The 22,677-nt window shown below is 71.6% G+C and carries 24 protein-coding genes; 3 read left to right on the top strand and 21 right to left on the bottom strand.

Annotated features, from left to right (window positions below; all coding sequences use genetic code 11):
* Window positions 1–230 precede the first annotated feature (230 nt).
* Genes EDF53_RS00960 through EDF53_RS00935 form a run of 6 tightly spaced genes read right to left on the bottom strand, consistent with a single transcriptional unit; the run spans window position 231 to window position 5,506 of the window.
* Window positions 231–1,331 (bottom strand): calcium:proton antiporter, encoded by a 1,101-nt coding sequence (locus EDF53_RS00960; RefSeq protein WP_123291833.1) that lies wholly within the window; start codon window positions 1,329–1,331, stop codon window positions 231–233.
* 12 nt (window positions 1,332–1,343) lie between these two features.
* On the bottom strand, window positions 1,344–2,369 hold the full coding sequence (locus EDF53_RS00955; RefSeq protein WP_123291832.1) for an ABC transporter ATP-binding protein: 1,026 nt from the start codon (window positions 2,367–2,369) through the stop codon (window positions 1,344–1,346).
* Window positions 2,366–3,166 (bottom strand): ABC transporter permease, encoded by an 801-nt coding sequence (locus EDF53_RS00950; RefSeq protein WP_123291831.1) that lies wholly within the window; start codon window positions 3,164–3,166, stop codon window positions 2,366–2,368. The genes EDF53_RS00955 and EDF53_RS00950 overlap by 4 nt, the downstream gene beginning before the upstream one ends.
* Before the next feature lie 3 nt (window positions 3,167–3,169).
* On the bottom strand, window positions 3,170–3,985 hold the full coding sequence (gene modA, locus EDF53_RS00945; protein WP_123291830.1) for a molybdate ABC transporter substrate-binding protein: 816 nt from the start codon (window positions 3,983–3,985) through the stop codon (window positions 3,170–3,172).
* Window positions 3,982–4,398, bottom strand: coding sequence for a molybdopterin-binding protein (locus tag EDF53_RS00940; RefSeq protein ID WP_123291829.1), 417 nt, complete (start codon window positions 4,396–4,398; stop codon window positions 3,982–3,984). Before EDF53_RS00940 ends, modA begins: the two co-directional genes overlap by 4 nt.
* 52 nt (window positions 4,399–4,450) lie before the next feature.
* Window positions 4,451–5,506 (bottom strand): HesA/MoeB/ThiF family protein, encoded by a 1,056-nt coding sequence (locus EDF53_RS00935; protein WP_165901074.1) that lies wholly within the window; start codon window positions 5,504–5,506, stop codon window positions 4,451–4,453.
* A 95-nt stretch (window positions 5,507–5,601) separates the two neighbouring features.
* Between EDF53_RS00935 and EDF53_RS00930 the strand changes: the two genes are divergently transcribed.
* Entirely contained in the window at window positions 5,602–7,254 is a 1,653-nt protein-coding gene (locus EDF53_RS00930) for a glycosyltransferase family 39 protein (RefSeq protein ID WP_148058239.1), read from the top strand.
* Window positions 7,255–7,338: 84 nt separating this feature from the next.
* Here EDF53_RS00930 and EDF53_RS00925 read toward each other — a convergent pair whose 3' ends face one another.
* The 5 genes from EDF53_RS00925 to EDF53_RS00905 form a co-directional block, all read right to left on the bottom strand.
* The gene (locus tag EDF53_RS00925) at window positions 7,339–8,271 is read right to left on the bottom strand and encodes a 4-(cytidine 5'-diphospho)-2-C-methyl-D-erythritol kinase (RefSeq protein ID WP_111084697.1); all 933 of its coding nucleotides are present in this window, start codon (window positions 8,269–8,271) and stop codon (window positions 7,339–7,341) included.
* 9 nt (window positions 8,272–8,280) lie between these two features.
* Window positions 8,281–9,588 (bottom strand): O-acetylhomoserine aminocarboxypropyltransferase/cysteine synthase family protein, encoded by a 1,308-nt coding sequence (locus tag EDF53_RS00920; protein WP_123291826.1) that lies wholly within the window; start codon window positions 9,586–9,588, stop codon window positions 8,281–8,283.
* Window positions 9,588–10,640, bottom strand: a complete 1,053-nt coding sequence (locus tag EDF53_RS00915; protein WP_123291825.1) for an LLM class flavin-dependent oxidoreductase — start codon at window positions 10,638–10,640, stop codon at window positions 9,588–9,590. Before EDF53_RS00915 ends, EDF53_RS00920 begins: the two co-directional genes overlap by 1 nt.
* A gap of 109 nt (window positions 10,641–10,749) precedes the next feature.
* On the bottom strand, window positions 10,750–11,748 hold the full coding sequence (locus tag EDF53_RS00910; protein ID WP_123291824.1) for a RimK family alpha-L-glutamate ligase: 999 nt from the start codon (window positions 11,746–11,748) through the stop codon (window positions 10,750–10,752).
* A gap of 263 nt (window positions 11,749–12,011) precedes the next feature.
* Complete coding sequence (locus tag EDF53_RS00905) at window positions 12,012–12,854, bottom strand: helix-turn-helix transcriptional regulator (RefSeq protein ID WP_123291823.1); 843 nt, start codon at window positions 12,852–12,854, stop codon at window positions 12,012–12,014.
* 102 nt (window positions 12,855–12,956) lie between these two features.
* On the opposite strand from EDF53_RS00905, the gene EDF53_RS00900 reads away from it, so the two are divergent.
* Window positions 12,957–13,697: an SDR family oxidoreductase gene (locus EDF53_RS00900; protein ID WP_123292296.1), complete on the top strand. Its 741-nt coding sequence runs from the start codon at window positions 12,957–12,959 to the stop codon at window positions 13,695–13,697.
* 118 nt (window positions 13,698–13,815) lie between these two features.
* On the opposite strand, the gene EDF53_RS00895 is transcribed toward EDF53_RS00900, so the two are convergent.
* The 9 genes from EDF53_RS00895 to rsmI form a co-directional block, all read right to left on the bottom strand.
* Window positions 13,816–14,241, bottom strand: a complete 426-nt coding sequence (locus tag EDF53_RS00895) for a hypothetical protein (protein ID WP_123291822.1) — start codon at window positions 14,239–14,241, stop codon at window positions 13,816–13,818.
* 52 nt (window positions 14,242–14,293) lie between these two features.
* Complete coding sequence (locus EDF53_RS19565) at window positions 14,294–14,425, bottom strand: hypothetical protein (RefSeq protein ID WP_260215149.1); 132 nt, start codon at window positions 14,423–14,425, stop codon at window positions 14,294–14,296.
* Between the two features lie 21 nt (window positions 14,426–14,446).
* Window positions 14,447–14,833 carry a hypothetical protein gene (locus EDF53_RS00890; RefSeq protein ID WP_123291821.1) on the bottom strand — a complete coding sequence of 129 codons (387 nt, stop codon included), beginning with the start codon at window positions 14,831–14,833 and terminating at the stop codon, window positions 14,447–14,449.
* A gap of 37 nt (window positions 14,834–14,870) precedes the next feature.
* Window positions 14,871–15,404, bottom strand: a complete 534-nt coding sequence (locus EDF53_RS00885; RefSeq protein WP_123291820.1) for a type II toxin-antitoxin system VapC family toxin — start codon at window positions 15,402–15,404, stop codon at window positions 14,871–14,873.
* A 2-nt stretch (window positions 15,405–15,406) separates the two neighbouring features.
* Window positions 15,407–15,679, bottom strand: a complete 273-nt coding sequence (locus EDF53_RS00880) for a hypothetical protein (RefSeq protein ID WP_123291819.1) — start codon at window positions 15,677–15,679, stop codon at window positions 15,407–15,409.
* A 92-nt stretch (window positions 15,680–15,771) separates the two neighbouring features.
* Window positions 15,772–16,623 carry a 16S rRNA (adenine(1518)-N(6)/adenine(1519)-N(6))-dimethyltransferase RsmA gene (rsmA, locus tag EDF53_RS00875; protein ID WP_123291818.1) on the bottom strand — a complete coding sequence of 284 codons (852 nt, stop codon included), beginning with the start codon at window positions 16,621–16,623 and terminating at the stop codon, window positions 15,772–15,774.
* Window positions 16,623–17,531: a TatD family hydrolase gene (locus tag EDF53_RS00870; protein WP_123291817.1), complete on the bottom strand. Its 909-nt coding sequence runs from the start codon at window positions 17,529–17,531 to the stop codon at window positions 16,623–16,625. Before EDF53_RS00870 ends, rsmA begins: the two co-directional genes overlap by 1 nt.
* A complete protein-coding gene (gene metG / locus EDF53_RS00865; RefSeq protein WP_123291816.1) occupies window positions 17,528–19,105 on the bottom strand; it encodes a methionine--tRNA ligase in 1,578 nt (525 codons plus the stop codon). The genes EDF53_RS00870 and metG overlap by 4 nt, the downstream gene beginning before the upstream one ends.
* 134 nt (window positions 19,106–19,239) lie before the next feature.
* On the bottom strand, window positions 19,240–20,061 hold the full coding sequence (gene rsmI / locus EDF53_RS00860) for a 16S rRNA (cytidine(1402)-2'-O)-methyltransferase (protein WP_123292295.1): 822 nt from the start codon (window positions 20,059–20,061) through the stop codon (window positions 19,240–19,242).
* Window positions 20,062–20,160: 99 nt separating this feature from the next.
* Here rsmI and EDF53_RS00855 point away from each other — a divergent pair, with 99 nt between their 5' ends.
* Window positions 20,161–21,792: a dolichyl-phosphate-mannose--protein mannosyltransferase gene (locus EDF53_RS00855; protein ID WP_123291815.1), complete on the top strand. Its 1,632-nt coding sequence runs from the start codon at window positions 20,161–20,163 to the stop codon at window positions 21,790–21,792.
* A 178-nt stretch (window positions 21,793–21,970) separates the two neighbouring features.
* On the opposite strand, the gene EDF53_RS00850 is transcribed toward EDF53_RS00855, so the two are convergent.
* Complete coding sequence (locus tag EDF53_RS00850; protein WP_165901439.1) at window positions 21,971–22,633, bottom strand: TetR/AcrR family transcriptional regulator; 663 nt, start codon at window positions 22,631–22,633, stop codon at window positions 21,971–21,973.
* Window positions 22,634–22,677 lie beyond the last annotated feature (44 nt).

Genomic DNA, 22,677 nt, shown 5'->3' with positions numbered 1-22,677 from the left:
TCCGACCAGGTACGCCCGATCCGACCAGCTACGCCCGGAACGACCAGGTACGCCCGACTCGACCCCGTGCCTGCGCGCCCTGTGTCCGTTCTTTCCCAGAACGCCCGCGATGCCTGGTGTTTCCGGGCATACCGGGTCAGAACTTCCGACCAGGTACGCCCGAATCGACCAGGTACGCCGCCGCCGCCGCGCCGCCCGGCCGCGGCCGCCGCGCCCCCCCCCCCCCCCCCCTACGGCGAGACGGACAGCACGATGAACGCGGCGAAGATCACCAGGTGCACCCCGCCCTGCAGTCGCGTCGCCCGACCCGGCAGCACGGTGAGCACCGCGGCGACGATCGTCAGCGCGAGCAGCACGATCTGCGACGACCCGAGCCCGAGCAGCAGCGTGCCCGGCATGAACAGCGACGCCACCGCGATGGACGGGATCGTCAGACCGATCGACGCCATCGCCGACCCCATCGCCAGGTTCAGGCTCGTCTGGATCCGGTTGCGGGCGGCGGCCTTCGACGCCGCGATGCCCTCGGGCAGCAGGATGAGCAGGGCGATCACGACACCGACGAACGACGGCGGGAACCCGACCGCGGCCACGCCGGCCTCGATCGCGGGCGACTCGACCTTGGCGAGCCCGACGACGGCGACGAGCGCGACGACGAGCAGCGCGAGTGAGATCATCGTCGCGCGTCCGGTCGGCCGGGCGGCGTGGGCGTCCTCGGACTCGGCGAGCACACCCCCTGACCGGTTCACGGGCAGGAAGAAGTTGCGGTGGGCCACGGTCTGCGTCACCACGAACAGCCCGTAGAGCACGATCGACGCCACGGCGACGAAGACGAGCTGCGTCCCGGTGAAGGACGCGTCGTCGGTACCGGTGGTGAACGTCGGCAGCACCAGGGTCAGCACCGCGAGCGCGGCCACCGTCATCGTCGCGGCGCTCGCGCCCTCCTGGTTGAAGCGCACGGTGTTGTGCCGGAGCGTCCCGATCAGGATCGCGAGGCCGACCAGCCCGTTCATCGTGATCATCACGGCCGAGAACACCGTGTCGCGCGCCAGGGTCTCGGCCTGGGCGCCGCCGGAGCTCGACAGCGAGATGATGAGCGCGACCTCGATGATCGTGACCGCCACGGCGAGCACGAGTGACCCGAACGGTTCCCCGACCCGGTGCGCGACGACCTCGGCGTGGTGCACCGCCGCGAGCACGGTGGCGGCGAGCACGACCGCGACGATCGCCACGACCACGGTGCCGAGTCCGTAGCGGCCGTACGAGAACGCGAGCACGACGGCCGCCAGGATCGGGATGGCCACGGGCCACGCCTTGGGGAACCAGGAGGTCATCCGTCCATTGTCTCAACCGCGCGGCGCGTACACCGCCAGTTCGGACGCCGGGACGTCGACGTGGACCGCGTCGCCAGGCCCGATGCCGAGTGCCGTGACGCGCGACAGGGTCAGGTCCGCGACCAGGTCGCCGGCGCGGACCCGCACCAGACCGTCCCGCGGTTCGAGCGACGTGACGGTGCGCGCCGGTCCGGCGCCGTCCCGCGTGAGCACGGCGGCCGTCGGGTGGAAGGCGCCCAGGGCGGGCCGACCGGGAGGCACGGCGTGCGTCCCCGACGCCAACTCGCCCCCGCCGTCGGTCGCGATCCCACCCGCGGTGGCGGTCCCGCGCACCAGCGCGAGTCCGGAGAACGCCGCCGCGAAGGCACTCGTCGGCTGTCCGAGCACGGCCGCTGGGGTGCCGTCCTCGACGACCCGGCCGTGCTCGACGACGACCACCCGGTCAGCCAGGGCGACGACCTCGACCGGGTCGTGGGTCACCAGGACGCTCGGACGCCCGCCGATCGCGGTCCGGAGGGCCGCACGGACCTCGTCGCGCGCGGCGACGTCGAGCGCCGACGTCGGTTCGTCGAGCAGCAGGACCGCCGGGTCGGTGGCGAGCGCCCGGGCGATGGCGACGCGCTGGGCCTGCCCGCCGGACAGCGCATCGGGGCTCCGTCCCGCCAGGTCGTCGATGCCGAGGGCCGCCATGGCACGGAGCGCGCGGGCACGGGCCGCGGCTCGTCGGACACCGGCTGCCCGTGGGCCGAACGCCACGTTGCCGATCACGTCGACGAACGGGAACAGGTCCGGCCGTTGGGCGACGAGTCCGATGCGGCGGCGGTGGGCGGGGACGGTCCGCCGCTGGTCCGCCACCACGGTGCCGCCGAGGACCACCTGTCCGGCGTCGATCGGCAGCAGGCCGGCGAGGGCCTCGACCACGGTGGACTTGCCCGCGCCGTTCGGCCCGATGACGGCCACGCACTCCCCCGCCGCGACCTCGAGGGCGACGTCGACCCCGCGTCGCTCGACGACGATGCGCGCGGCGACCCCGGTCACGCTGCCACGCCCCGGGTCCGGAGCGACGAGGCGCCGATGACCACGACGGCGACCACGACGAGCACGACCGCCAGTGCCACGGCGGTGTCCGGGTCGACCTCGCGCTGCAGGTAGATCTCCAGCGGCAGGGTCCGGGTGACCCCCTGCAGGCTGCCCGCGAACGTCAGGGTCGCACCGAACTCGCCGAGTGCGCGCGCGAAGCAGAGCACCAGTCCGGAGACGATGCCGGGCAGGACCCTCGGGGTCGTGACGGTGAGGAACGTGCGGGTGGGACCGGCGCCGAGGGTGGCGGCGACCCGCTCGTACCGGTCCCCCTCGACGCGGAGCGCGCCCTCGATCGAGGACACCAGGAACGGCATGGCGACGAACGTCTGCGCGATGACGACCGCTGTCGTGGTGAACGCGATGTGCAGTCCGTGGTCGTCGAGGAACGCCCCGACCACCCCGAGGCGACCGAACGCCGCCAGCAGCGCGAGCCCGCCGACGACGGGCGGCAGCACGAGCGGGAGCAGGACGACGGCGCGGGCGATCCCCACCCACCGTGACCGGGACCGGGCGAACAGCACGGCGAGCGGGTACCCGAGCACGAACGCGACGGCCGTGGCGGTCAGCGCGGTGCCGAGGCTGAGCCCGAGGGCCGTGAGCGACGCCGTCGAGGTGACGAGGGCGACGAACGACGACCAGTCGACCCGACCGAGCATCGCGAGCACGGGGACGACGACGAACAGGCCGCCCAGCACCGCGGGCAGCGGGAGCCACCAGGCGACCGGCGGCCGTCCGTCAGCCCGCGAGGCCACGGGTCACGGCTTCCCGAACCCGGCGGCGGTGAGCACCTTCTGGCCGGTGGCGGACCGGACGTAGTCGGAGAACGCCTGCGCGAGCTCCGGGTCCTCGGACGCCTTGAGCACGCCGATCGGGTACGTGTTGACGGCCTTGCTCGACTCGTCGAACGGGACACCGTCGACCTTGCCGTCGGCACCCTGCACGTCGGTCACGTAGACCAGCCCGGCGTCGGCCTGACCGGACTCGACCTTGCCGAGCACGTCGGTGACGGACTGCTCCTCGCTGACGGGCTGCAGGTCGGCGCCCGAGGCGGACTCGACCTTCGCCGTCGCGGCGCCGCACGGCACCGGGGCGGCGCACGTGACGAGCTGGACGTCGGAGCCGGTCAGGTCGTCGAGGCTCGTGATGCCCTTCGGGTTGCCCGGCGCGACGGCGATCTCGAGGACGTTCGTCGCGAAGTCCTCCGGTGACCCGCTCGCCAGGTCGGTCGCGGACAGCTTCGCCATGTTCGCCTCGTCGGCGGAGGCGAACACGTCGGCGGGGGCGCCGTTCTGGATCTGGGTGACCAGGTCGCTCGACCCCGCGAACGAGAACTCGATCGAGGTGCCCGGGTGGGCGGCCTCGAACTGCTTGCCGAGCGTGGTGAAGGTCTTCTGGAGCGACGCTGCGGCGAAGACGGTGATCGAACCCGACACATCGGCGCTCGACGACGAGGACGACGATGGCGACGGCGACGACGACCCCGCCGGAGCGTCGGCGGTGGAACACGACGCCAGGCCGAGCGCCGCGACGACGGCGAGGGGTACGAGCAGCGTGCGGGAACGACGGGTCATCGGGGGTCCTCCTGGTGGGTGGGTGCCTCGACGGTGACCATCGTGGCCTTGACGGACGCCACGGCGACGGACCCGACCTCGAGCCCGAGGTCGCGCACCGCCTCGGCGCTCATGAGCGAGACGACGCGGTGCGGGCCGCACTGCAGTTCGACCTGCGCCATCACGGTGTCGACGACCAGGTCGGTGACGATGCCGACGAAGCGGTTCCGTGCCGAGCTCTTCACGCCGGTGTCCGGTGCGGCCAGCTCGGAGCTCCGTGCCCGGGCGTACTCGGCGACCTGCCGACCGTCGACGACGGCGCGACCGGCGTCGTCGGTGGCCCGGTCGAAGGTGCCGCCGTCGACGAGTCGGCGCACGGTGTCGTCACTCACCCCGAGGAAGGCAGCAGCATCGCGGATCCGCAGTTGCGTCATGATGCGACGATCCTAGCCGCGGAAGCGGCGCTCTGGACCCGATCGTGTCGGATCAGGACGTGTGCCCGATCGCCACGGGCAACCCTTCGCGGCGCCAGGCCTCGAACCCGCCGTCGAGGACCGCCACGTGCCTCCAGGCCGGTTGTGCGGCAGCCCACGCGTCCGCGCGCGGACCACGGGCGCAGTAGACGACCACGTCCGCCGCGTCGGCGTCGTCCGGAACGGCTCCGGCGACCACGCCGTCCGCCCGTTCGGCGTCGGTGCGCACGTCGACGACGACCACCGGGTCCGCGGGGTCGGCCAGGCGTGCGGCGAGCGCCGACGGCGCGATGCGGTCGGTCCGAGCGGGAGCGACCACGACGGGTCGGCGTGATGCCGGCCCGCGCCGGACGGGGCTCTCGCTCCACCGCCAGCGGCGCGCGTCGACGGTCAGGACGCGTCCGAGCAGCGGTTCGCCGGTGCCGGTGACCAGGGCCAGCACCTGTCCGGCCATCACCGCTCCGACGGCGCCGCACAGTGCCGGCACGACGCCGTCCAGGGCGCAGGAGCCCTCGTCGGGCAGGGCCTCGGGGTGCAGGTCGTGGAAGTCGACGCCCTCCGGTCCGGCGTCGCGGAACACGCTGACCTGGCCGTCGTGACCGAGCACCGTGCCCCAGACGAACGGCACGCCCGCGTCGGCGCAGGCCTCCGAGACCGCCCGGGTGACCAGGACGGAGTCCGCCGCGTCGACGACCACGTCGTGCCCGGCGACGAGCTCCGGGGTGAAGCACCCGACCACGGCGACGGCGTCGAGTTCCGGGTCGACGGCGCGGGCGCGGGCGACGGCGACCTCGGCCTTCGACGATCCGACGTCGGCCGCGGTGAAGAGCGTCTGGCGTGCGAGGTTCGACGCGTCGACCACGTCGGGGTCGACGACCGTGAGCCGCCCGACCCCCGCGAGGTACGCGACGACGGGCGCCCCGAGCCCGCCGGCGCCGACCACCAGGACGCGTGAAGCGGCCAGCCGGCGGAGCCCGATGCCGCCGACGTCGGACAGGGCAGCGGTCCGCGAGCCGAGCCGGGTCCGCCACGGGGAGAGCGCTGCGACGGGGGCGACGAGGGGGTCCATCCCGTCATTCTGGCCGGTCGCGCCGAATCCCTGCATGTGAATGCTCAGCGGGTGGACGCGGCGGATGCTCAGTGCCGCTCGGTACGGTCGCGGGCGTGAGTTCTCCCCGCACCGGCACCGTCACGGTCCGACGCACGACGTCGGACGCGTCGACGCGCGCACGGCTCCGGACACTCGCCCTGTCGACCGTGCGGACCCTGGTGCGTGCGCCGGAGATCACCGTCGGTGTGGTCGGTGTGGTCGTCGCCGCCGCCTTCACGTGGGTGCCGTCGGTCTGGTACGACGAAGCCGCCACCCTGACGAGTGCGCAGCGCAGTTGGCCGGCGCTCTGGGCGGAGCTGCAGAACGTCGACGCCGTGCACGGTCTGTACTACGCGCTCATGCACGTCTGGCTCGCGCTGGTCGGCTACTCCCCGTTCACGCTCCGCTTCCCGAGTGCCCTGGCGATCGGGATCGCCGCCGCCCTCGTGGTGGCGCTCGGCCGGCGGCTCGGCGGTGTCCGGCTCGGGGTCGTCTCCGGTCTGGTCTTCCTGCTGCTGCCCCGCGTCGCCTGGGCCGGCACCGAGGGCCGCCCGTACGCGACCGTCACCACCTTCGCCGCGCTGCTCACGCTCGTCGGCCTGACCGCGGTCCGTCGCACGCGGGTGCGGCACCACGCGACGCGGTGGTGGGTCGTCTACGGCGTGCTGGCGGCCGTGGCCGTGCTGTTCAACGTCTACCTGTCCCTCGCCGTCGTGGCGCACGGCGTCGTGCTCGCGTGGACCGGCGTCGCCGACCGGGCAGCCCGACGCCAGGCCACGGTGACGGATCGCAGCGGCACGGTGCCCTCGGCGATGGTGGACCGCGCCGTCGTCGTCCGCTGGGCCGTCGCCGCCTCCGCCGCAGCCGTGGTCGTCCTGCCGTTCATCGGACTCGCCGCCGGTCAGGCCAAGCAGGTCGGGTGGATCACCGGCATCGGGTGGGCCACCCTGCGCCAGGTGTTCGCGACCGCGTGGTTCGGGGTCGTCTACCCGTACGCCGCCCTCGGGTGGCTGCTCATGATCGTCGCCGTCGTGCTGGCGGTGCGCGCGGCCCGACGCCCGTCGCCGGCCGCCCGCGACGTGCTCCGCATGCAGGCCGTCCGGGTCGCCGTGCCCCTGACGATCGTGCCCACCGCGCTGCTGGTCGCCGCGACCGCCGCCGGCGAGCACCTGTACTCCCCCAAGTACGCGAGCATCAGCCTGCCGTTCGTGGCGCTCCTGATCGGACTGGCGATCACGGCCATCCGGCCGCGACGCTGGATCGCGATGGCCGTCGTGGCCATGGTCCTGGTGTCCGTGCCGACGTCGACGATCGTCCGACTGCCGCACGCCAAGCAGTCCTCGCACTGGGCGAACGCGGCGGCGATCATCGAACGCGAGCGGAACGTGACCACCGACGCCGACGAAGGGGTGATCTACGGCAGCGTGTGGGAGCACCCGACCGCGACGGCGCAGGTCATCGCCGACGCCTACCCCGAGGCCTTCAGCGGCATGCGGGACCTGGCGGTGGCGAGCACGGGTGCGCAGCGCGGTCAGCTCTGGAACGTGAACGGGGACATCGCCACGACCGTGCCGGCACGCCTGGCCGACATCGACACCGTCTGGTTCGTCGGCGCCAAGTCGCGGAACATCCGCCCCGAGGTCTCCGAGACGCTCAAGGACCAGGGCTACCACGTGGTGCGGTACTGGCACACCGACACGGTCATCCTGTGGAAGTACAGCCGCTGAGCTGACGGCCGGTCAGCGTTCGTCGTACGGTCAGCGTCTGTCGTACGGTCAGCGTCTGTCGTACGGTCAGCGTCTGTCGTGCGGTCAGTGCACGAGGCGGGCGCCGTGCACCGGTCCGGTGGCACGGAGCGCGACCAGGCCGGCAGCGCTGAGCTCGACCTGCAGTTCGAGCGCGGCGTCACGGTCACCGACCAGGAACGCCACCGTCGGACCGCTGCCCGACACCAGACCCGCGAGCGCTCCGGCCTTCTCGCCGAGTTCGAGGGTCGACGCGAGTCCGGGCTGCAGCCGCATGGCCGGGGCCTGCAGGTCGTTGTGGACGCAGTCGGCGAGCAGGTCGGGGTCGCCGGCACGCAGCGCCTGCAGCACGTTCGACTCCACCACCGGGTGGGACGGCGCCGGTGCGATGTCGGCGCGGTAGCGCTCCCGGTGCTCGTCGAGCGCACGGTAGACCGCCGGGGTCGACAGCCCGTCGTCGCTCAGGGCAAGGACCCAGTGGAACTCGCCCTTCGCCAGCGCGGGGCTGAGTTCGTCGCCGCGGCCGGTGCCCACGGCGGTGCCCCCGGCGAAGGCGAACGGCACGTCCGCGCCGAGCTGCGCGGCCAGACGGAGCAGTTCCTCACGCCCGAGGGCGGTGCCCCAGAGCGTGTCCACGGCGAGGAGCGTGGCCGCGGCGTCCGCCGAGCCACCACCCATGCCGCCGGCCACCGGCACCTGCTTGTCGATCGTCAACCGGACTCCGCCCCGATGCCCAGCGGCGTCGGCCACCAGCCGGGCCGCACGGATCGCCAGGTTCGACTCGTCGACCGGCACGTTCGACGTGTCGATCGGGCCGGTGAAGGTCACCGAGAAGTCGTCGGCGTGCTCGGCCGTGACGTCTTCGTACAGCGACACGGCCTGGTACGCGGTCGCCACGTCGTGGTAGCCGTCGTCCTGCAGCGCACCGACGGACAGGAACACGTTGATCTTGCCGGGGGCGCGCGTCCGCACGCGGGTCGGGGCGGCCAACGTGGTCATGCCCCCAACCTATCCCGCTGCGGCTGCCGCGAAGCCCCGCGCCAGGTCGGCGAGGACGTCGTCGATGTGCTCGAGGCCGATCGACAGCCGGATGAGCCCGTCGCCGACACCGGCCGCAGCCCGTTCCGACGACGTCATCTGCACGTGGGTCGTCGACGCCGGGTGCACGACGAGCGACCGGACGTCACCGATGTTCGACACGTGATCGAACAGCTCGAGGGCGGCCACGAACCGCCGTCCGGCCTCGACCCCGCCGTCCAGGTCGAACGCCAGGACCGCCGACGGCCCCTTCGGCACGTACCGCTGCTGCAGGTGGTGCCACGGCGACGACGGCAGCCCCGCGTAGTGCACGCCGAGCACCTGGTCGTGCGCGTCCAGCCACGACGCGACGGCGGCGGCGTTCGACACGTGCCGCTCCATCCGCAGGGAGAGCGTCTGGATGCCCTGCAGCACCAGGAAGGCGTTGAAGGGGGCGATCGCCGGACCGAGGTCGGCGGAGAGCTTCGACCGGGTGCGCTGGATGAACGCGCGCCGCCCGAACTTCTCGGCGAAGTCCGTGTTCGCGAACCCGGACTGTTCGGCGGTCGCGAGCTGCGGGAACCGCTCCGGAAAAGCCGCCCAGTCGAAGTTGCCGCTGTCCACGATGAGTCCGGCTATGGCGCTGCCGTGCCCGGCCAGGTACTTCGTCGCCGAGTGCACGACAATGTCGGCGCCGTGCTCGATCGGCCGGACCAGGTACGGCGTCGCGATGGTGTTGTCGACGATGAGCGGGACGCCGGCGTCGTGCGCGACACCGGCCACCCCGGCGAAGTCCAGGACGTCACCGCGCGGGTTCGGGATCGACTCCCCGAAGAACGCCTTCGTCTCCGGACGCACCGCGGCAGCCCACTCGTCCAGGTCCGTGGGGTCCTGCACGAAGGTGAACGCGATGCCGAGGTCGTGCAGCGTCGACGCGAACAGCGTGTACGTCGCGCCGTACAGCGAGGCACTCGACACGACGTGGTCACCGGCCCGGGCGACACCGAGGACGGCCAACGAGGTGGCCGCCTGGCCGGACGCCAGCGCGAGCGCCCCGACGCCGCCCTCGAGGTCCGCGATGCGCCGCTCGAGCGCCGCCGCCGACGGGTTGTTCACGCGCGAGTACGTGTGCCCCGGGGCGTTGAGCATGAAGCGGTCCGCCGCGTCCTCACCGGACGGGTAGACGAAGGCCGCGGTCTGGGCGATCGGCGGGACGTTGCCACCGAACCCCGGGTCGGCCTTGAAGCCCGCGCGGATCTGCCGGGTCTCGAACGCCCACTCCTCCTCGGTCGTGCCCATCAGACGACCGCCTCGGACGCCGCGACCACCGACGGGCGGACGAGCGGGATGACCTGTTCGCCGAAGCGGTCCATCTCCTCGAGCTGCGGCGAGAACTGCAGCAGCAGCGTGTCCACCCCGGCGTCCTCGAACTCCTTGATCCGGGCAGCGACCTGCGCCGGCGTGCCGACGAACCCGGGGCGCAGGCCGCGGTTCGACACCGAGTAGTCCTCGAGCGAGGGGACGTGCTCGAGCTGCGACTTCGAGATGAAGTCCTGGTACGACTCGTACGCGTTGCCGTGCTGCACGTCGGTGATCCGCGCGAGCTCGGCCTGCGCCTCTTCCTCGGTCTCGCGGACGATGACGTACGCGGCCATGCCGAACGCCTCGAACGGCGGCAGTCCGGCGTCGACCCGGCGCTGCTTCATCTCGGCGATCTTCGTGCGGAGTTCCTCGACCGTGCCGCCGTGGGTCACGTAGGCGTCGGCGTACCCGGTGATCGCGGCCTTGCCCGCCTCGCTCTCGCCGCCGGCGTAGATGCGCGGGGTCACGCGGGGCTTCGGCTCGAGGTGGGCGTTCTGGACGTCGTAGTACTCGCCCGAGAACGAGTACGGCGTCTCCCGCCACATCCCCTTCATGACCTCGACGAACTCCGCCGTCCGCTTGTACCGGTCGTCGTGCTCCGAGAAGATGCCGCCGTACTGCTTGGCCTCCTCCGCCCACCACGCGCTCACCACGTTGAACGTGAAGCGGCCGCACGAGATGTCGTCGATCGTCGCCGCCTGCTTCGCCGTCACCGCGGGCAGGTGGTACCCGGGGCGCATGGCCGCCATGATCTCGAGGCGCTCGGTCGTCGCCGCGATGGCCGCAGCGAGCGACCAGGCCTCGAGCGACGGCGCGGCCGTGCCCTTGATGTCGTTGAGGTTGAGCTCCGGCACGAGCGTCAGGTCGAAGCCGATCCGCTCGGCGCGCTGCGCCAGCCGCTTCACGTAGTCGAAGGTGACCGGCATGTTCTCGTTGTCGACGTTGCGCAGCCAGCCGCCGAAGAGCGGGGTCCAGTATCCGAATCGCACGGGGTGAGTTCCTTGGGGAGGTGGGGAGTGCCCGGGAAGGGGCGCGGAACGGACGGGAGGCCCGTGGCGGGGCCCGCCACGGGCCTCCAGTCCGGTGGTTCTTGCGTGCTCAGGCCGTGAGTTGCGCCGCGTACTGCGTCTCCAGCAGGCCACCGAGGTAGCGCGCGATGGAGCGCGGGCCGGAGGCCGGCGCGGACTCCTCGACGGCTGGGTTGTAGTTCGTGTTCGTGTTGATGTCGTAGACGACCGTGCGGCCGTCCGTGGTCTCCATGAACTCGACGCCCGCGATCGTGACGCGCTGGTCGGCGAGGAACGTGCGGAGCTGCTGGACGAGCGGGTGCTCGGCCGTGACCTCGGTCCGGACGCTGAACGCCGGCGGTGCTCCGGCGGTCTCGGTTCCGGGCACGTCGCAGACCGCTCCGGCGATGACCTGGGGGACCTCGCACGCGTCGGCCGGGCACAGCTCGAAGCTGCCGGCGCTCGTGTCGACGCGGACGGCGTACACGAACTCGCCGCCGACGAACTCGACGCGGGTGATGAAGGGCTCACGGGCCGTCAGGAACTCCTGCAGCAGCGTGATGCCGTCGACCGGCGCCTCGAACTCCGGCGAGTCGACGTAGGCGTCGAACTCGGCGAGCGAGTCGAACCGGCGGACGCCCAGGCCCTTGCCGCCCTGGTTGTGCTTCGTGATGAACGGGACGTCCTGGCCGTTCGTGAAGTCCCGTGCCGCCTGCTTGAGCGTCGTCGTGCCGAACACGGCGGTGGTGCGGGGCACGTCGAACCCGGCGTGCTGCAGCAGCCCGTGCTGGGCCACCTTGGAGACCTCGAGCTCGAGCACGTGGCTGCCGCCGACAACCTGGCGACCCGCTCGTTCGAGCCAGCCGAGGACCGCGCGGGTGTACTCCTTGCTGTGCTCGTGGCCGCGGGTGTGGCTCGACGCCGACATGCGGGACCAGTACACACCGGGCTCCGGCTCGGCACCGAGGTCGATCTGTCCCTCGGTCAGCAGGATCTCCTGCACCGGGACGCCCTCGGCCTCGAAGGCTGCGGCGAGCGGCGGGAACCACTCGGGGTTCTCGTGGATGACGTACACGCGGGGAGTGCTCACCCGCCCACCCTAGGCACGGTATACCGCACGCGGCCAAGTGTGTGACGCGCGGTTGCTTCGCGTGGAGCGCCCGGGGGGGGGGGGAGGAGCCGGGGGGTCCGGGTCGCACGGTGCGCGCTTGTCCGGCCGGTGCGAGGTTGATCGCTCGGTGGCGGGATGAAGCGCGGCACCGAGCGGTCAACGGTGCACGGGATCATCGGCCTCGCACCGTGCGGGCTCGACCAACCTCGCACGAGCCGGACGGACGCGCACCGTGCGCCGCGTCAGCCCGCGAACGTCTGCTGACCGACGACGCCGAGGAGCTCGAGCTTCTGCGCGTCCTCGGACCCTGGGGGTGCGGTGAAGAGCAGCAGCGCCTGGGCTTGGTCGTCGGTGTGCAGGACCTGGCAGTCGACGGTGATCCGGCCGAGCTGCGGCTGCACGATCGTCTTGTTGTCGGACCAGCGACTCGTCACCTCGTGCAGTGCCCAGAGCTCGCGGAACTCGGGGCTGCGGGTCTCGAGCTCGGCGATCAGCTCGGTGGCCCGACGGTCCCCCGGTCCGGCCAGCCCCGCCGCCGCCCGCAGCGACGCCACCACGACCCGGGCCAGTCGCTCGTGTTGCTCCGGCGCGTACTTCGCGAGCTCGTCGCCGGTCACGAACCACCGCCACGCCTGGTAGCGCTCGTTGCCGGGCAGGCTGACGGACGACCCGAGCAGCGCCGCCGCGAGCCGGTTCTCGACCAGCGTCTCCCCCAGGTGGCTGACCACGATCGCGGGGGTGTCCTCGAGCCGGTCGAGCACCCGCAGGATCGCGGGGTCGACGTGGTCGGCGCGGTGCAACCGGGTCGGCGCGTTCTGTCCGGCCAGGTGGAACAGGTGGTCGCGTTCGTCGAGGCTGCAGCGGAGCGCCCGGGCGATCGCGGCGATCATCTGCTCCGACGGCTGCGGTCCGCGCTGCTGCTCCAGCCGTGTGTAGTAGTCGACCGACATGCCCGCGAGCGCAGCGACTTCTTCGCGCCGGAGACCAGGCGTCCGGCGTCGTGGTCCCTGACCGAGGCCGACGTCCTCGGGGCGCAGCAGTTCGCGGCGACGGCGGAGGAAGTCGGCGAGTGCAGCGCGGTCCATGGTCCCGATTGTCGTCGGGTTCCCGCCGCCGTGCCAGGGATCGCCGATCCCCCGATGACCGAGGTCTGGATGGGTTGCCGACGGAGGCGCATGGTGGTGGACATGGACATCACGAACTCCACCGTCTTCATCCCCGGCGCGACCTCCGGCATCGGCCTCGCCCTCGCCCAGCGCCTGCAGGCCGCGGGCAGCACCGTCGTCATCGGCGGGCGTCGCCAGTCGCTCCTCGACTCGCTCGCCGCTGAGCACGGCTTCGGCACCGTGCAGATCGACGTGAGCGACGCCGCATCCATCGAGAAGGCCGCCGCCTCCGTCCTCGAGGCGTACCCGTCGCTCGACGCCCTCGTCACCATGTCGGGGATCATGCGCAACGAGGACCTGCGCTCCCCCGACCACATCCACGACGCGCTCGAGATCATCCAGACCAACCTGGTCGGCACGATCCGCCTCATCGACGCGTTCCTGCCGCACCTGCTGGCGCAGCCCGCCTCGACCATCGTCACGGTCTCGTCCGGCCTCGCGTTCGTCCCGCTCACCGCGACGCCGACGTACAACGCCACCAAGGCCGGCATCCACTCGTACACGCAGTCGCTCCGTCAGCAGCTGCTCGGCACCCCGGTGTCGGTGCTCGAACTCGCTCCCCCGGCAGTGTCGACCGACCTGATGGGCGGAGCGGACTTCGGTGGCATGCCGCTGAACGCCTTCGCCGACGAGGTCCTCTCGCTGCTGGAGTCGGGGGCATCGCCCGAGATCCTGGTGCAGAACGTGCTGCCGCTCCGGTTCGCCGAGCGCGACGGCACGCACCAGCAGATCTTCGAGGCGATGGCGTCGCGCGCGCACTGACGCGCGGCGACGCCTCGAACGGTGCGAGGTTCCGCGTTCCGTGCGAGGCACTTCGGCTCGCACCGACCACGGAACCTCGCACCACGCGTGGTGTGCCTCGCACGGTGCGAGGAGCGCGTCAGTCGTCAGCGCCGTCGGCCTGCTCACCACGGCGACGGGCGAGCCGATCGAGGGCACGGCTCGCGAGCGGAAGCGCCGAGGCGATCACCGCGCTGTACAACGCCGAGTCGAGGGGCTTGTGGTGCAGCCGTGTCACCGCCCAGGCGGCGGTGAACGCCGTCACGGCCAGTGCCCCCTCGGCCACCCGGCCCAGCCGGTCGAGGCGCATCGGCGGCCGGAAGTCGTCATCGACGTCGCTCGGATCGTCTCGGAACGCCGAGACCGCGACACCGAACACCGGAAATGCGACCCCGAGGACCGCACCCGCCCACGCCGCGTCGTTCGCCGGGTCCCGCACGACAGCGGGTACGGCGAAGAACTCGATGACGAGCCCGCCGAGCACGGCGACGATCGCGAGCCACTGGGAAAGGGTGATGCGACGCACCCGCCGATCGTAGGGGTCCGCGGGTCCTGCGCGCGCTCCCCCGTTCGCGGGCTCAGAGTCCGGCGAGCAGTTGCTGCAGTTCGGCCTTGGCGTCGGGCATCCGCTCGGGGCCGGTGAGCCGTTCCCGCTGCACCGAGATGCGGACCGTGTCGGGCTTGGGACCGTCCTCGGTGTTCAGCAGCACGGATTCGCGGTCGGGGAAGGTTCACCGGGCTGACGGGCGCTTGCCGCCGCGGCGCTCGGACGTCGGCGTGGACCCGAGTGCGGTCGCGAACACCGGCACGATCCGATCGAGCACCGCCTCGCGCTCACCGGGGACCTGCCGTGAGGCCGACACCGCGAAGGTGCCGTCCGAGCGCTGCCCGGGGACGCGGAGCCCACGAGCCTGCTCGTACCCGATGGTGATGCCCTGCGCCCACCACGGCTCGACGCCCTGATCCACGATCCACGACGCGATCGCAGCGTGCCCGATGGTGGCTCCGTCCGCCGTGTCGATCAGCGCGTGCCACTCGTCCGGTGACTTGCCCGTCGCCGCGAGGACGCGGTCCGGCGCCATCCCCTGCGCGTGCGAGCGAACCGTTCCGTCGGTCATGCCGCCATCGTAGGCCGGAGGACACCGCCCTCGCGGATCAGCGCTGGGAACCTGCCCGCAGGCGACGCGCCAGCTGAGCACCCTCGGCGTCGATGATCAGCGGGAGGCGCTCCTTGTCGACGACCCCGAACGCAGGATCGACCGTCACGAAGCCGTCGACTTCCCAATGGAAAGCCGTGGCGACGTGCACAGCACCCGAGGCAGTCAGGCCGAACTCCTCGATCAGCCCCGGGACTCCGTCGCTGACGTCATCGATCCCGACCCAGTGCAGTTGCGTCGACCGCAGCAGGTCTCGCCATGCAGCCACATGGCGACGTGCGGCCTGCAGTCCCCTGTGGTGGGCCGATTCGAACAGTTCGAACTCGGTGAACGCGCTGTACAGGATCCGCGTGTCGGCCAGGTCGAGGTGGTCCCAGAACGCTGACGCCCCGCCATGCTGCGGCTCCGCACGGTGCAGCACGCATTCGATGAAACTCGTCTCAACGAGGACAGCATCCGGCCTGCTGGTGCATCCGTCGAACTCCAGTACCCGATGCTCGTCGAACTCATCGGATCCGAGCCGCTCGAACACGGTCAGCCCACCTGGCGGATGCGCGCGATGGGTTCAGCCCGGCAGTCCGGATCGATCGACTCGATCGCGCGCCGTCGGCGCTCGCGGCGTTCTTCGAACGTGCCTTCAGGTCGCGGCGTCCGAGCGAACAGCGCTTGCCGTTCGGCTTCGGTGGAGATCCTCGGCCCCCGCTGCCGACCGGGGTCCGCGCTGAGCAGGGCGCGACGACGTCCCGCTGTGAGCTGTTCCTCGGTCAGGCCGCGGCGGTTCGGTCGGCGTGGTTCGGTCGGCTGCATGGTGTCTCCTTGGTCGATGTGATCAACCGTAGGAGCACCGAACGGACGGTACCAAACATTCCGTATTTCGCCGATCCGAGGCGGGAGACGAGCTACTCCGCAGCCGCGAGGACCGTCCGACCGAGCCGCACGAAGTCGTCGACGCCGATCGCCTCGCCCCGCGCTGTCGGGTCGATGCCCGCCGCCGTCAGGACCTCGGAGGCGTGGGCACTGCCGCCGAGCACACCGGACAGGCTCTGCCGCAGCATCTTCCGACGCTGCTGGAACGCCGCATCGACCAGGGTGAAGACCCGCGACCGCAGCCGCTCGTCCCCCGGGGGGTCGTGCCGGTCGAACGCCACGAGCACACTGTCGACGTTCGGGACAGGCCAGAACACCTGTCGGCTGACGAGCCCGGCCGTGCTCCACGAGCCGTACCAGGCGGCCTTGACGCTCGGCGACCCGTAGACCTTGCTGCCCGGGCCCGCCGCGAGGCGGTACCCGACCTCGGCCTGCACCATCACGAGCGACCGCTCGATCGACGGGAAGGTCGCGAGCAGGTGCAGCAGCACGGGCACCGAGATGTTGTAGGGCAGGTTCGCGACGAGGTGGGTCGGTTCGGTGTCGAGGTCCGATGCGGCGACGGTCATCGCGTCCTGCTGCACGACCGTCAACGAGGCCTCCGGCTGCATCGCGCTCACCGTCGACGGCAACCGCGCCGCGAGCCGCTTGTCGATCTCGACGGCGGTGACGTGGGCGCCGGTCTCGGTGAGCCCGAGCGTCAGGGAGCCGAGGCCCGGCCCGATCTCGAGCACTCGGGACGACGGCTTCACGCCGGCGACCGACACGATGCGCCGGACGGTGTTGGCGTCGTGCACGAAGTTCTGCCCGAGCTTCTTCGTCGGGGTCACGTCGAGTTCGGCGGCGAGCTCCCGGATCTCGGCCGGGCCGAGCAGCGCGCCCACTACTCGTCCACCGTCACGGGCTCGGCGTCCCACGCACCGTAGACGAGCTCGGTGTTCGACGCGATCTGCGCGGCGAGCATCGAGGCATCGGTGCCGAGGGTCTCCGCCATCGACCGCAGGGTGATCGGGATCAGGTACGGGGCGTTCGGCCGGCCGCGGTACGGCGTCGGGGTCAGGAACGGCGCGTCCGTCTCGACCATGATCAGGTGCCGCGGCGCGACGACGAGGGCTTCGCGGAGGAGTGCCGCGTTCTTGAACGTCACGGTTCCGGCGAACGACATGTACCAACCGCGCTCGGCACAGAGCCGAGCCAGGTCGGGTCCGCCGGAGAAGCAGTGGAACACGGTGCGCTCCGGAGCCCCGACGCGGTCGAGCACCTCGACCACGGCGTCGTGCGCGTCGCGGTCGTGGATGGTCAGCGCGAGGCCGTGCTCCTTCGCGATGCGGATGTGCTCTTCGAACGAACGGATCTGGGCGTCGCGCCCGTCCTCACCGGTGCGGAAGAAGTCGAGCCCGGTCTCACCGATCGCCCGGACGCGGGGCAACGCTGCCAGCGCCTCGATCCCGGCGAGGTGCTCGTCGAGCAGCCCCTGCTCCTGCAGCGACGGCGCCTCGTTCGGGTGCAGTGCGACCGCTGCGAGCACGCGGGGTTCACGGGTGGCGATCGACGCGGACCACTGCGAAGTGGCGAGGTCGGTGCCGACCTGCACGACACCGCGGACGCCGACGCTCGAGGCACGGCCGAGGTGCTCGCGGTAGTCGAGCGCCCCGTCGCCACCGTCGGCGATCTCCATGTGCGTGTGGTTGTCGTAGACCGGGACCACGAGCGCCTCGGGCAGGGGCGGGTAGGTCAGGTCGCGCTTGGAGCCGTCCCCGTCGCCACGGGAGCGGAGGTGGGCGTCGGTCACGCGGCGCCCTGCTCCGCCTGCTCGATGCGCGGGAACAGCCCGCTCTCGAGCGCCACGACGTGCGAAGCACCCTGCCACTCGAAGGCACGATCGACTCGCTGCTCGGCGATCGAGCCGCCGGCACCGATCGACGCCCACAGCTTCTCGGTGGCCTTCGGCATCACCGGGGAGAGCAGGACCGCGACGGTGCCGAGCCCACGGAGCGCGGTGGTCAGGACGGTGCCGAGCCGCTCGCGGTTCGCGTCGTCCTTCGCCAGGGCCCACGGCTGCTGCTCGGTGATGTACCCGTTCAGGGCATCGACGAGCTCCCAGACGGCAGCGATCGCCTCGTGCGGGGCGAACGCGGCGATGGCGGCGTCGGCACGCTCGGTGACCGAGACCGCCAGGGCATCGATCGCCTGGTCCGACTCGGTCAGCGAGCCGCGCGCCGGCACTGCGCCGTCGAAGTACTTCTGCAGCATCGCGACCAGGCGCGAGGCCAGGTTGCCGAAGCCGTTCGCGAGCTCGGCCTGGTACCGCGCCGAGATGTCCTCCCAGCTGAAGTTGCCGTCCTGCCCGAAGGTGATGGCGCGGAGGAAGTAGTAGCGGAAGGCGTCGGAGCCGAAGGTGTCGGTGATCTCCGACGGCGCGATGCCGGTCAGCTTCGACTTGGACATCTTCTCGCCGCCGACGAGCAACCAGCCGTGACCGAAGACGCGCTCGGGGACGGGCAGGCCGGCAGCCATGAGCATCGCCGGCCAGATGACCGCGTGGAAGCGGGCGATGTCCTTGCCGACGATGTGCACGCTCGGCCACAGGCGCTTGAAGGCCTCGTCGTCCTCGGTGCCGTAGCCCAGCGCCGTGACGTAGTTGAGCAGGGCGTCGAACCACACGTACAGGACGTGGTCGCTGTCCCACGGGATCTTGATGCCCCAGTCGAAGCTGGACCGCGAGATCGACAGGTCGCGGAGGCCCTGCTTCACGAACGAGATGATCTCGTTGCGGACGCTCTCCGGCTGGATGAACAGCGGGTTCGACTCGTACAGGTCGAGCAGGCGCTGCTCGAAGTCCGACATGCGGAAGAAGTAGTTGCGCTCGGACAGCACCTCGACCGGGATCGAGTGGATGGCACAGACCTGCTGCCCCTCGTACGCACCGGTGCCGGGGACCAGGTCGCTCGGCTGCTTGTACTCCTCGCAGCCCACGCAGTAGAAGCCCTCGAACTCGCCGGCGTAGATGAAGCCGTCGTCGTAGAGCTTCTGCAGGAACGCCGTCACACCGCGCTCGTGGCGCTCGTCGGTGGTGCGGATGAAGTCGTCGTTGGCGACGTCGACGGTGTCGAGCAGTGGCTTCCACGCCTCGGTCACGAGTCGGTCGGCCCACTCCTGGGGCGTGACCTCGTTCGCCGAGGCGGTGCGCAGGATCTTCTGCCCGTGCTCGTCGGTGCCGGTGAGCAGCCAGGTGTCGTCACCCCGCTGCCGGTGCCAGCGCGCGAGGACGTCCGCGGCGACCTCGGTGTAGGCGTGCCCGATGTGGGGCACGTCGTTCACGTAGAAGATCGGCGTGGTGATGCTGAACGAGGACCCGGCGGACATGCGGACCATCCTACGGGCGCGCGGAACCCGGATGACGCGCGCGGCGGTGGACTGTGGAAAACCGGATCCGGGAGGCCCGTAGCGGGCCCGCCCCGCGCCTCCAGACCGGCCGACGCGAACGTGACGAGCCCCGCTCAGCGCGCCGCGAGCGCCCCTTCGTACAGGTCCCGCTTCGACAGGCCGGTCGCGTCCGCGACCGCCGCTGCGGCCTCCTTCATGCGCATGCCGGCGGCCACCCGCTCGAGCACGAGGCGGACCCCGTCGTCGAGCGTTGCCTCCTCGGTGGCCTCGGCGGCACCGGCGACGACGATGCAGATCTCGCCCCGGACGCCCTCTGACGCCCACGTGACGAGCTCGTCGAGCGGCCCACGACGGACCTCTTCGTACAGCTTCGTGAGCTCGCGGCAGACGGCGGCACGACGGTCGCCCCCGAACCCGACGGCCATGTCGGCGAGCGTCTCGGCCAACCGGTGCGGCGACTCGAAGAAGACCATCGTGCGCTGCTCCCCCGCGAGCGCCTGGAACGCACGACGCCGCTCCCCGCCCTTGCGCGTCGGGAACCCCTCGAACGTGAAGCGGTCCGTCGGCAGTCCGGAGACGGCGAGCGCCATGAGCACCGCCGACGGGCCGGGCAGTGCCGTGACCGTGACGCCTGCGGCGGCCGCTGCCTCGACGAGCGGGAAGCCGGGGTCGCTGATCGCCGGCATGCCGGCATCGGTGAGGACCACGACGTCCTCGTCACGGGCGAGCTCGACGACCTCGGACGCCTTCGCCCGCTCGTTGTGCTCGTGCAGGGCGATGAGCCGCGGACGGTTCTCGATGCCGAGGGCGCGCATGAGGTGGATGGCGGTCCTGGTGTCCTCCGCCGCGACCACCGTGGCGTTGGAGAGGGTCTCGACGAGACGGCGCGAGGCGTCCCCGAGGTTGCCGATGGGGGTTGCTGCGAGGACGATCACGCCACCCATTGTCGTCGCAGCACCGACGCAGCGCGGACATGTTGTCGTCGCAGCACCGACGCAGCGCGGACATGCGGTCGATCCGTAGGATGCTCAGCGATGACCAGCGAGCTGACCGACGACCGCACGGCCGTGCCCGACGGGCCGGTCGGCTCGCGCCTCGACGACTGGTGGGGGCGGGTGCTCTCCACCGCCCAGCGCGTCGCGGTGTGGCGCTGGGCCGGACCGATCGCGGTGACGCTGCTCGCCGCCGTGCTGCGCCTGGCGAACCTGGGGAACCCGCACTCGCTGGTCTTCGACGAGACCTACTACGTCAAGGACGGCTGGTCGATCGTCCACCTCGGCTACGAGGGCACCTGGCCGGCGAACCCGAGCAGCGACTCCGCCCCGACGACCGACGACCGGTTCTCGAGTGGTGAGACGGACGTCTTCACCAGCGCCGCGGAGTTCATCGCGCACCCGCCGCTCGGCAAGTACCTGATCGGGCTCGGCATGCTCCTGTTCGGGGCGGACAACTCGTTCGGCTGGCGGTTCGCGGTCGCCGTGCTCGGCATCGCGACGGTGTTCCTCACCGCGGTGATCGCCCGGTCGCTGTTCCGCTCCACCCTGGTCGGCACGCTCGCCGGCGGCCTGCTCGCGATCGACGGCCAGGCCATCGTGATGTCCCGCGTCACGCTGCTCGACGGGATCCTGACGTTCTTCGTCGTGCTCGGGTTCGGGGCGCTCCTGCTCGACCGGCGCCGGAGTCAGCGGCGGCTCGACGACTGGGTCGCCGAGCGCGTCGCCGCCGGCCGGGACACCCTGTGGGGGCCCGTGCTCTGGTGGCGTCCGTGGCTGTTCGCGATGGGGCTGACGATGGGGTTGGCCACCGCGACGAAGTGGTCGGGGATGTACTTCCTGGCGTTCTTCGCCGTGTACTCCGTGCTGAGCGACATGATGATGCGCCGCCGTGCCGGGGTCGAGTTCTGGTCGTCGAGCGCGCTGCTGCAGCAGGCCCCCGTGTCGTTCCTGCTCACCGTGCCGATCGCCGCCGTCACCTACGTCGCGTCGTGGACCGGCTGGTTCGTGTCGAAGGACGGCTGGGACCGCAACTGGCTGGCCTCCGGCGGCGAACGCTGGACCGGATTGCTCCGGTGGGTGCCGGACAGTCTGCAGAACTGGTGGCACTACCAGTCGGAGATCTACAACTTCAACATCGGGCTGCACACGCCGCACTCGTACCAGGCGAACCCGCTGCTCTGGCTCGTGATGCAGCGGCCCACGTCGATGTTCTACGTCGGCACCGATGCCGGCCAGGACGGCTGCTCGGCGAGCCGCTGCGGCGAGGCGATCACCGGCGTTGCGAACCCGTTCATCTGGTACGCGGCGGTCATCGCGACCGTGGCGCTGCTCGTGCTCTGGATCCTGCGCCGACAGTGGCAGTACGGCTTCGTCCTGCTCGGCGTCGCCGCGGGCTACCTGCCGTGGCTGATGTACGTCAACCGGACGGTCTTCCAGTTCTACACGATCGCCTTCGAGCCCTTCATGGTGATGGCGCTGGCGGCGGCGATCGGGTTGGTGCTCGGGTCACGGACCGATCCGCGGCCCCGACGGACCCGGGCGATCGTCTGGGTCGGCGTGTACCTGGTCGTGGTGGTGCTCGCGTCGGCGTACTGGTACCCGATGTGGACCGCGATCCAGGTGCCGTGGGACTTCATCCGGTCGCACTACTGGCTGCCGAGCTGGCTGTAGCGCGCGTCGGGTGTCGGCCCGGCGCGCTGTTCGCCACCGGCCCGGCGCGCTGGTCGCGACCGGCCCGGCGCACTGGTCGCGACCAGACCGCCGGACAGGAGGCACGGGTCGGGCCCGCCACGGGCCTCCCGTCCGGGGTCGGTTGGCACCCGAGCCGCGCGCGGTCCGCGGGGACGCGTCAGGACTGCGCGTGCAGCGCGCGCTCGATCGACTCGCGGTCGAGCGGGTCGCCGACCATGCTCGGCGCGGTCCGGGTCTGCGGCAGGACGCCCTCGATGAGGAGTTCGGCGTACCGGCGCCAGGCGTTCGGGTCGTGCTCGCGGGTGGCGTCCGCGACGGCACCCACCATGGCGGTGAGCATCGGGAGGTCGCGGTAGTCGAAGCCGGGGCGGACCACCCCGGCAGTCTCGGCCCGCCCGATGATCGCGGAGACCTGGCGTTCCAACCGGTCACGCTCCTGCACGATCGACGGACGCGCCTTGCCCGCACGCACGATGGCGTCGGCGAGCGCACGGTCGCGGGCGCGGAACTCGAACACCCCGGTCAGGTAGACCCGCAGGGCCTCGCGCGGGTCGACGACGTCGGCGGCGCGGGCCGCTGCGTCGTTCATCGCCTCGAACTTGGTGGCGAGCAGCGCCTCGATCAAGGAGTCCTTGTCGGCGAAGCGTCGGTACACGGTGCCGACACCGACCCCCGCTTCGTGCGCGATGTCGTTCAGGGTGACCGACAGCCCGCGCTCCGCGAAGCACTTGCGAGCGGTCTGCAGGATCAGCTCGCGGTTGCGTGCCGCATCGGCGCGCAGCGGGCGCTCGAGGTCGGGCGCGGACTCGGTGGTGCTCACGATGCCGAACCTAGTTGAACTTTCTGGGAATAAGTGGATGCGGA

This window comes from Curtobacterium sp. PhB78, from assembly GCF_003751685.1.
Classification (GTDB): Bacteria; Actinomycetota; Actinomycetes; order Actinomycetales; family Microbacteriaceae; genus Curtobacterium.
Note: the sequence above shows the minus strand (reverse complement) of the source record. Positions and strands in the feature narration are given on the sequence as shown.

Bases quoted from the DNA above. Each gene is read 5' to 3' on its own strand.
- EDF53_RS00880 (WP_123291819.1), bottom strand. From the start codon at position 15,679: ATGCAGCCGACCGAACCACGCCGACCGAACCGCCGCGGCCTGACCGAG.
- EDF53_RS00900 (WP_123292296.1), top strand. From the start codon at position 12,957: ATGGACATCACGAACTCCACCGTCTTCATCCCCGGCGCGACCTCCGGC.
- EDF53_RS00925 (WP_111084697.1), bottom strand. From the start codon at position 8,271: ATGACCACGTTGGCCGCCCCGACCCGCGTGCGGACGCGCGCCCCCGGC.
- EDF53_RS00905 (WP_123291823.1), bottom strand. From the start codon at position 12,854: ATGGACCGCGCTGCACTCGCCGACTTCCTCCGCCGTCGCCGCGAACTG.
- metG (WP_123291816.1), bottom strand. From the start codon at position 19,105: ATGTCCGCCGGGTCCTCGTTCAGCATCACCACGCCGATCTTCTACGTG.
- modA (WP_123291830.1), bottom strand. From the start codon at position 3,985: ATGACCCGTCGTTCCCGCACGCTGCTCGTACCCCTCGCCGTCGTCGCG.
- EDF53_RS00940 (WP_123291829.1), bottom strand. From the start codon at position 4,398: ATGACGCAACTGCGGATCCGCGATGCTGCTGCCTTCCTCGGGGTGAGT.
- EDF53_RS00890 (WP_123291821.1), bottom strand. From the start codon at position 14,833: ATGACCGACGGAACGGTTCGCTCGCACGCGCAGGGGATGGCGCCGGAC.
- EDF53_RS00920 (WP_123291826.1), bottom strand. From the start codon at position 9,588: ATGGGCACGACCGAGGAGGAGTGGGCGTTCGAGACCCGGCAGATCCGC.
- EDF53_RS00855 (WP_123291815.1), top strand. From the start codon at position 20,161: ATGACCAGCGAGCTGACCGACGACCGCACGGCCGTGCCCGACGGGCCG.
- EDF53_RS00935 (WP_165901074.1), bottom strand. From the start codon at position 5,506: ATGGACCCCCTCGTCGCCCCCGTCGCAGCGCTCTCCCCGTGGCGGACC.
- EDF53_RS00960 (WP_123291833.1), bottom strand. From the start codon at position 1,331: ATGACCTCCTGGTTCCCCAAGGCGTGGCCCGTGGCCATCCCGATCCTG.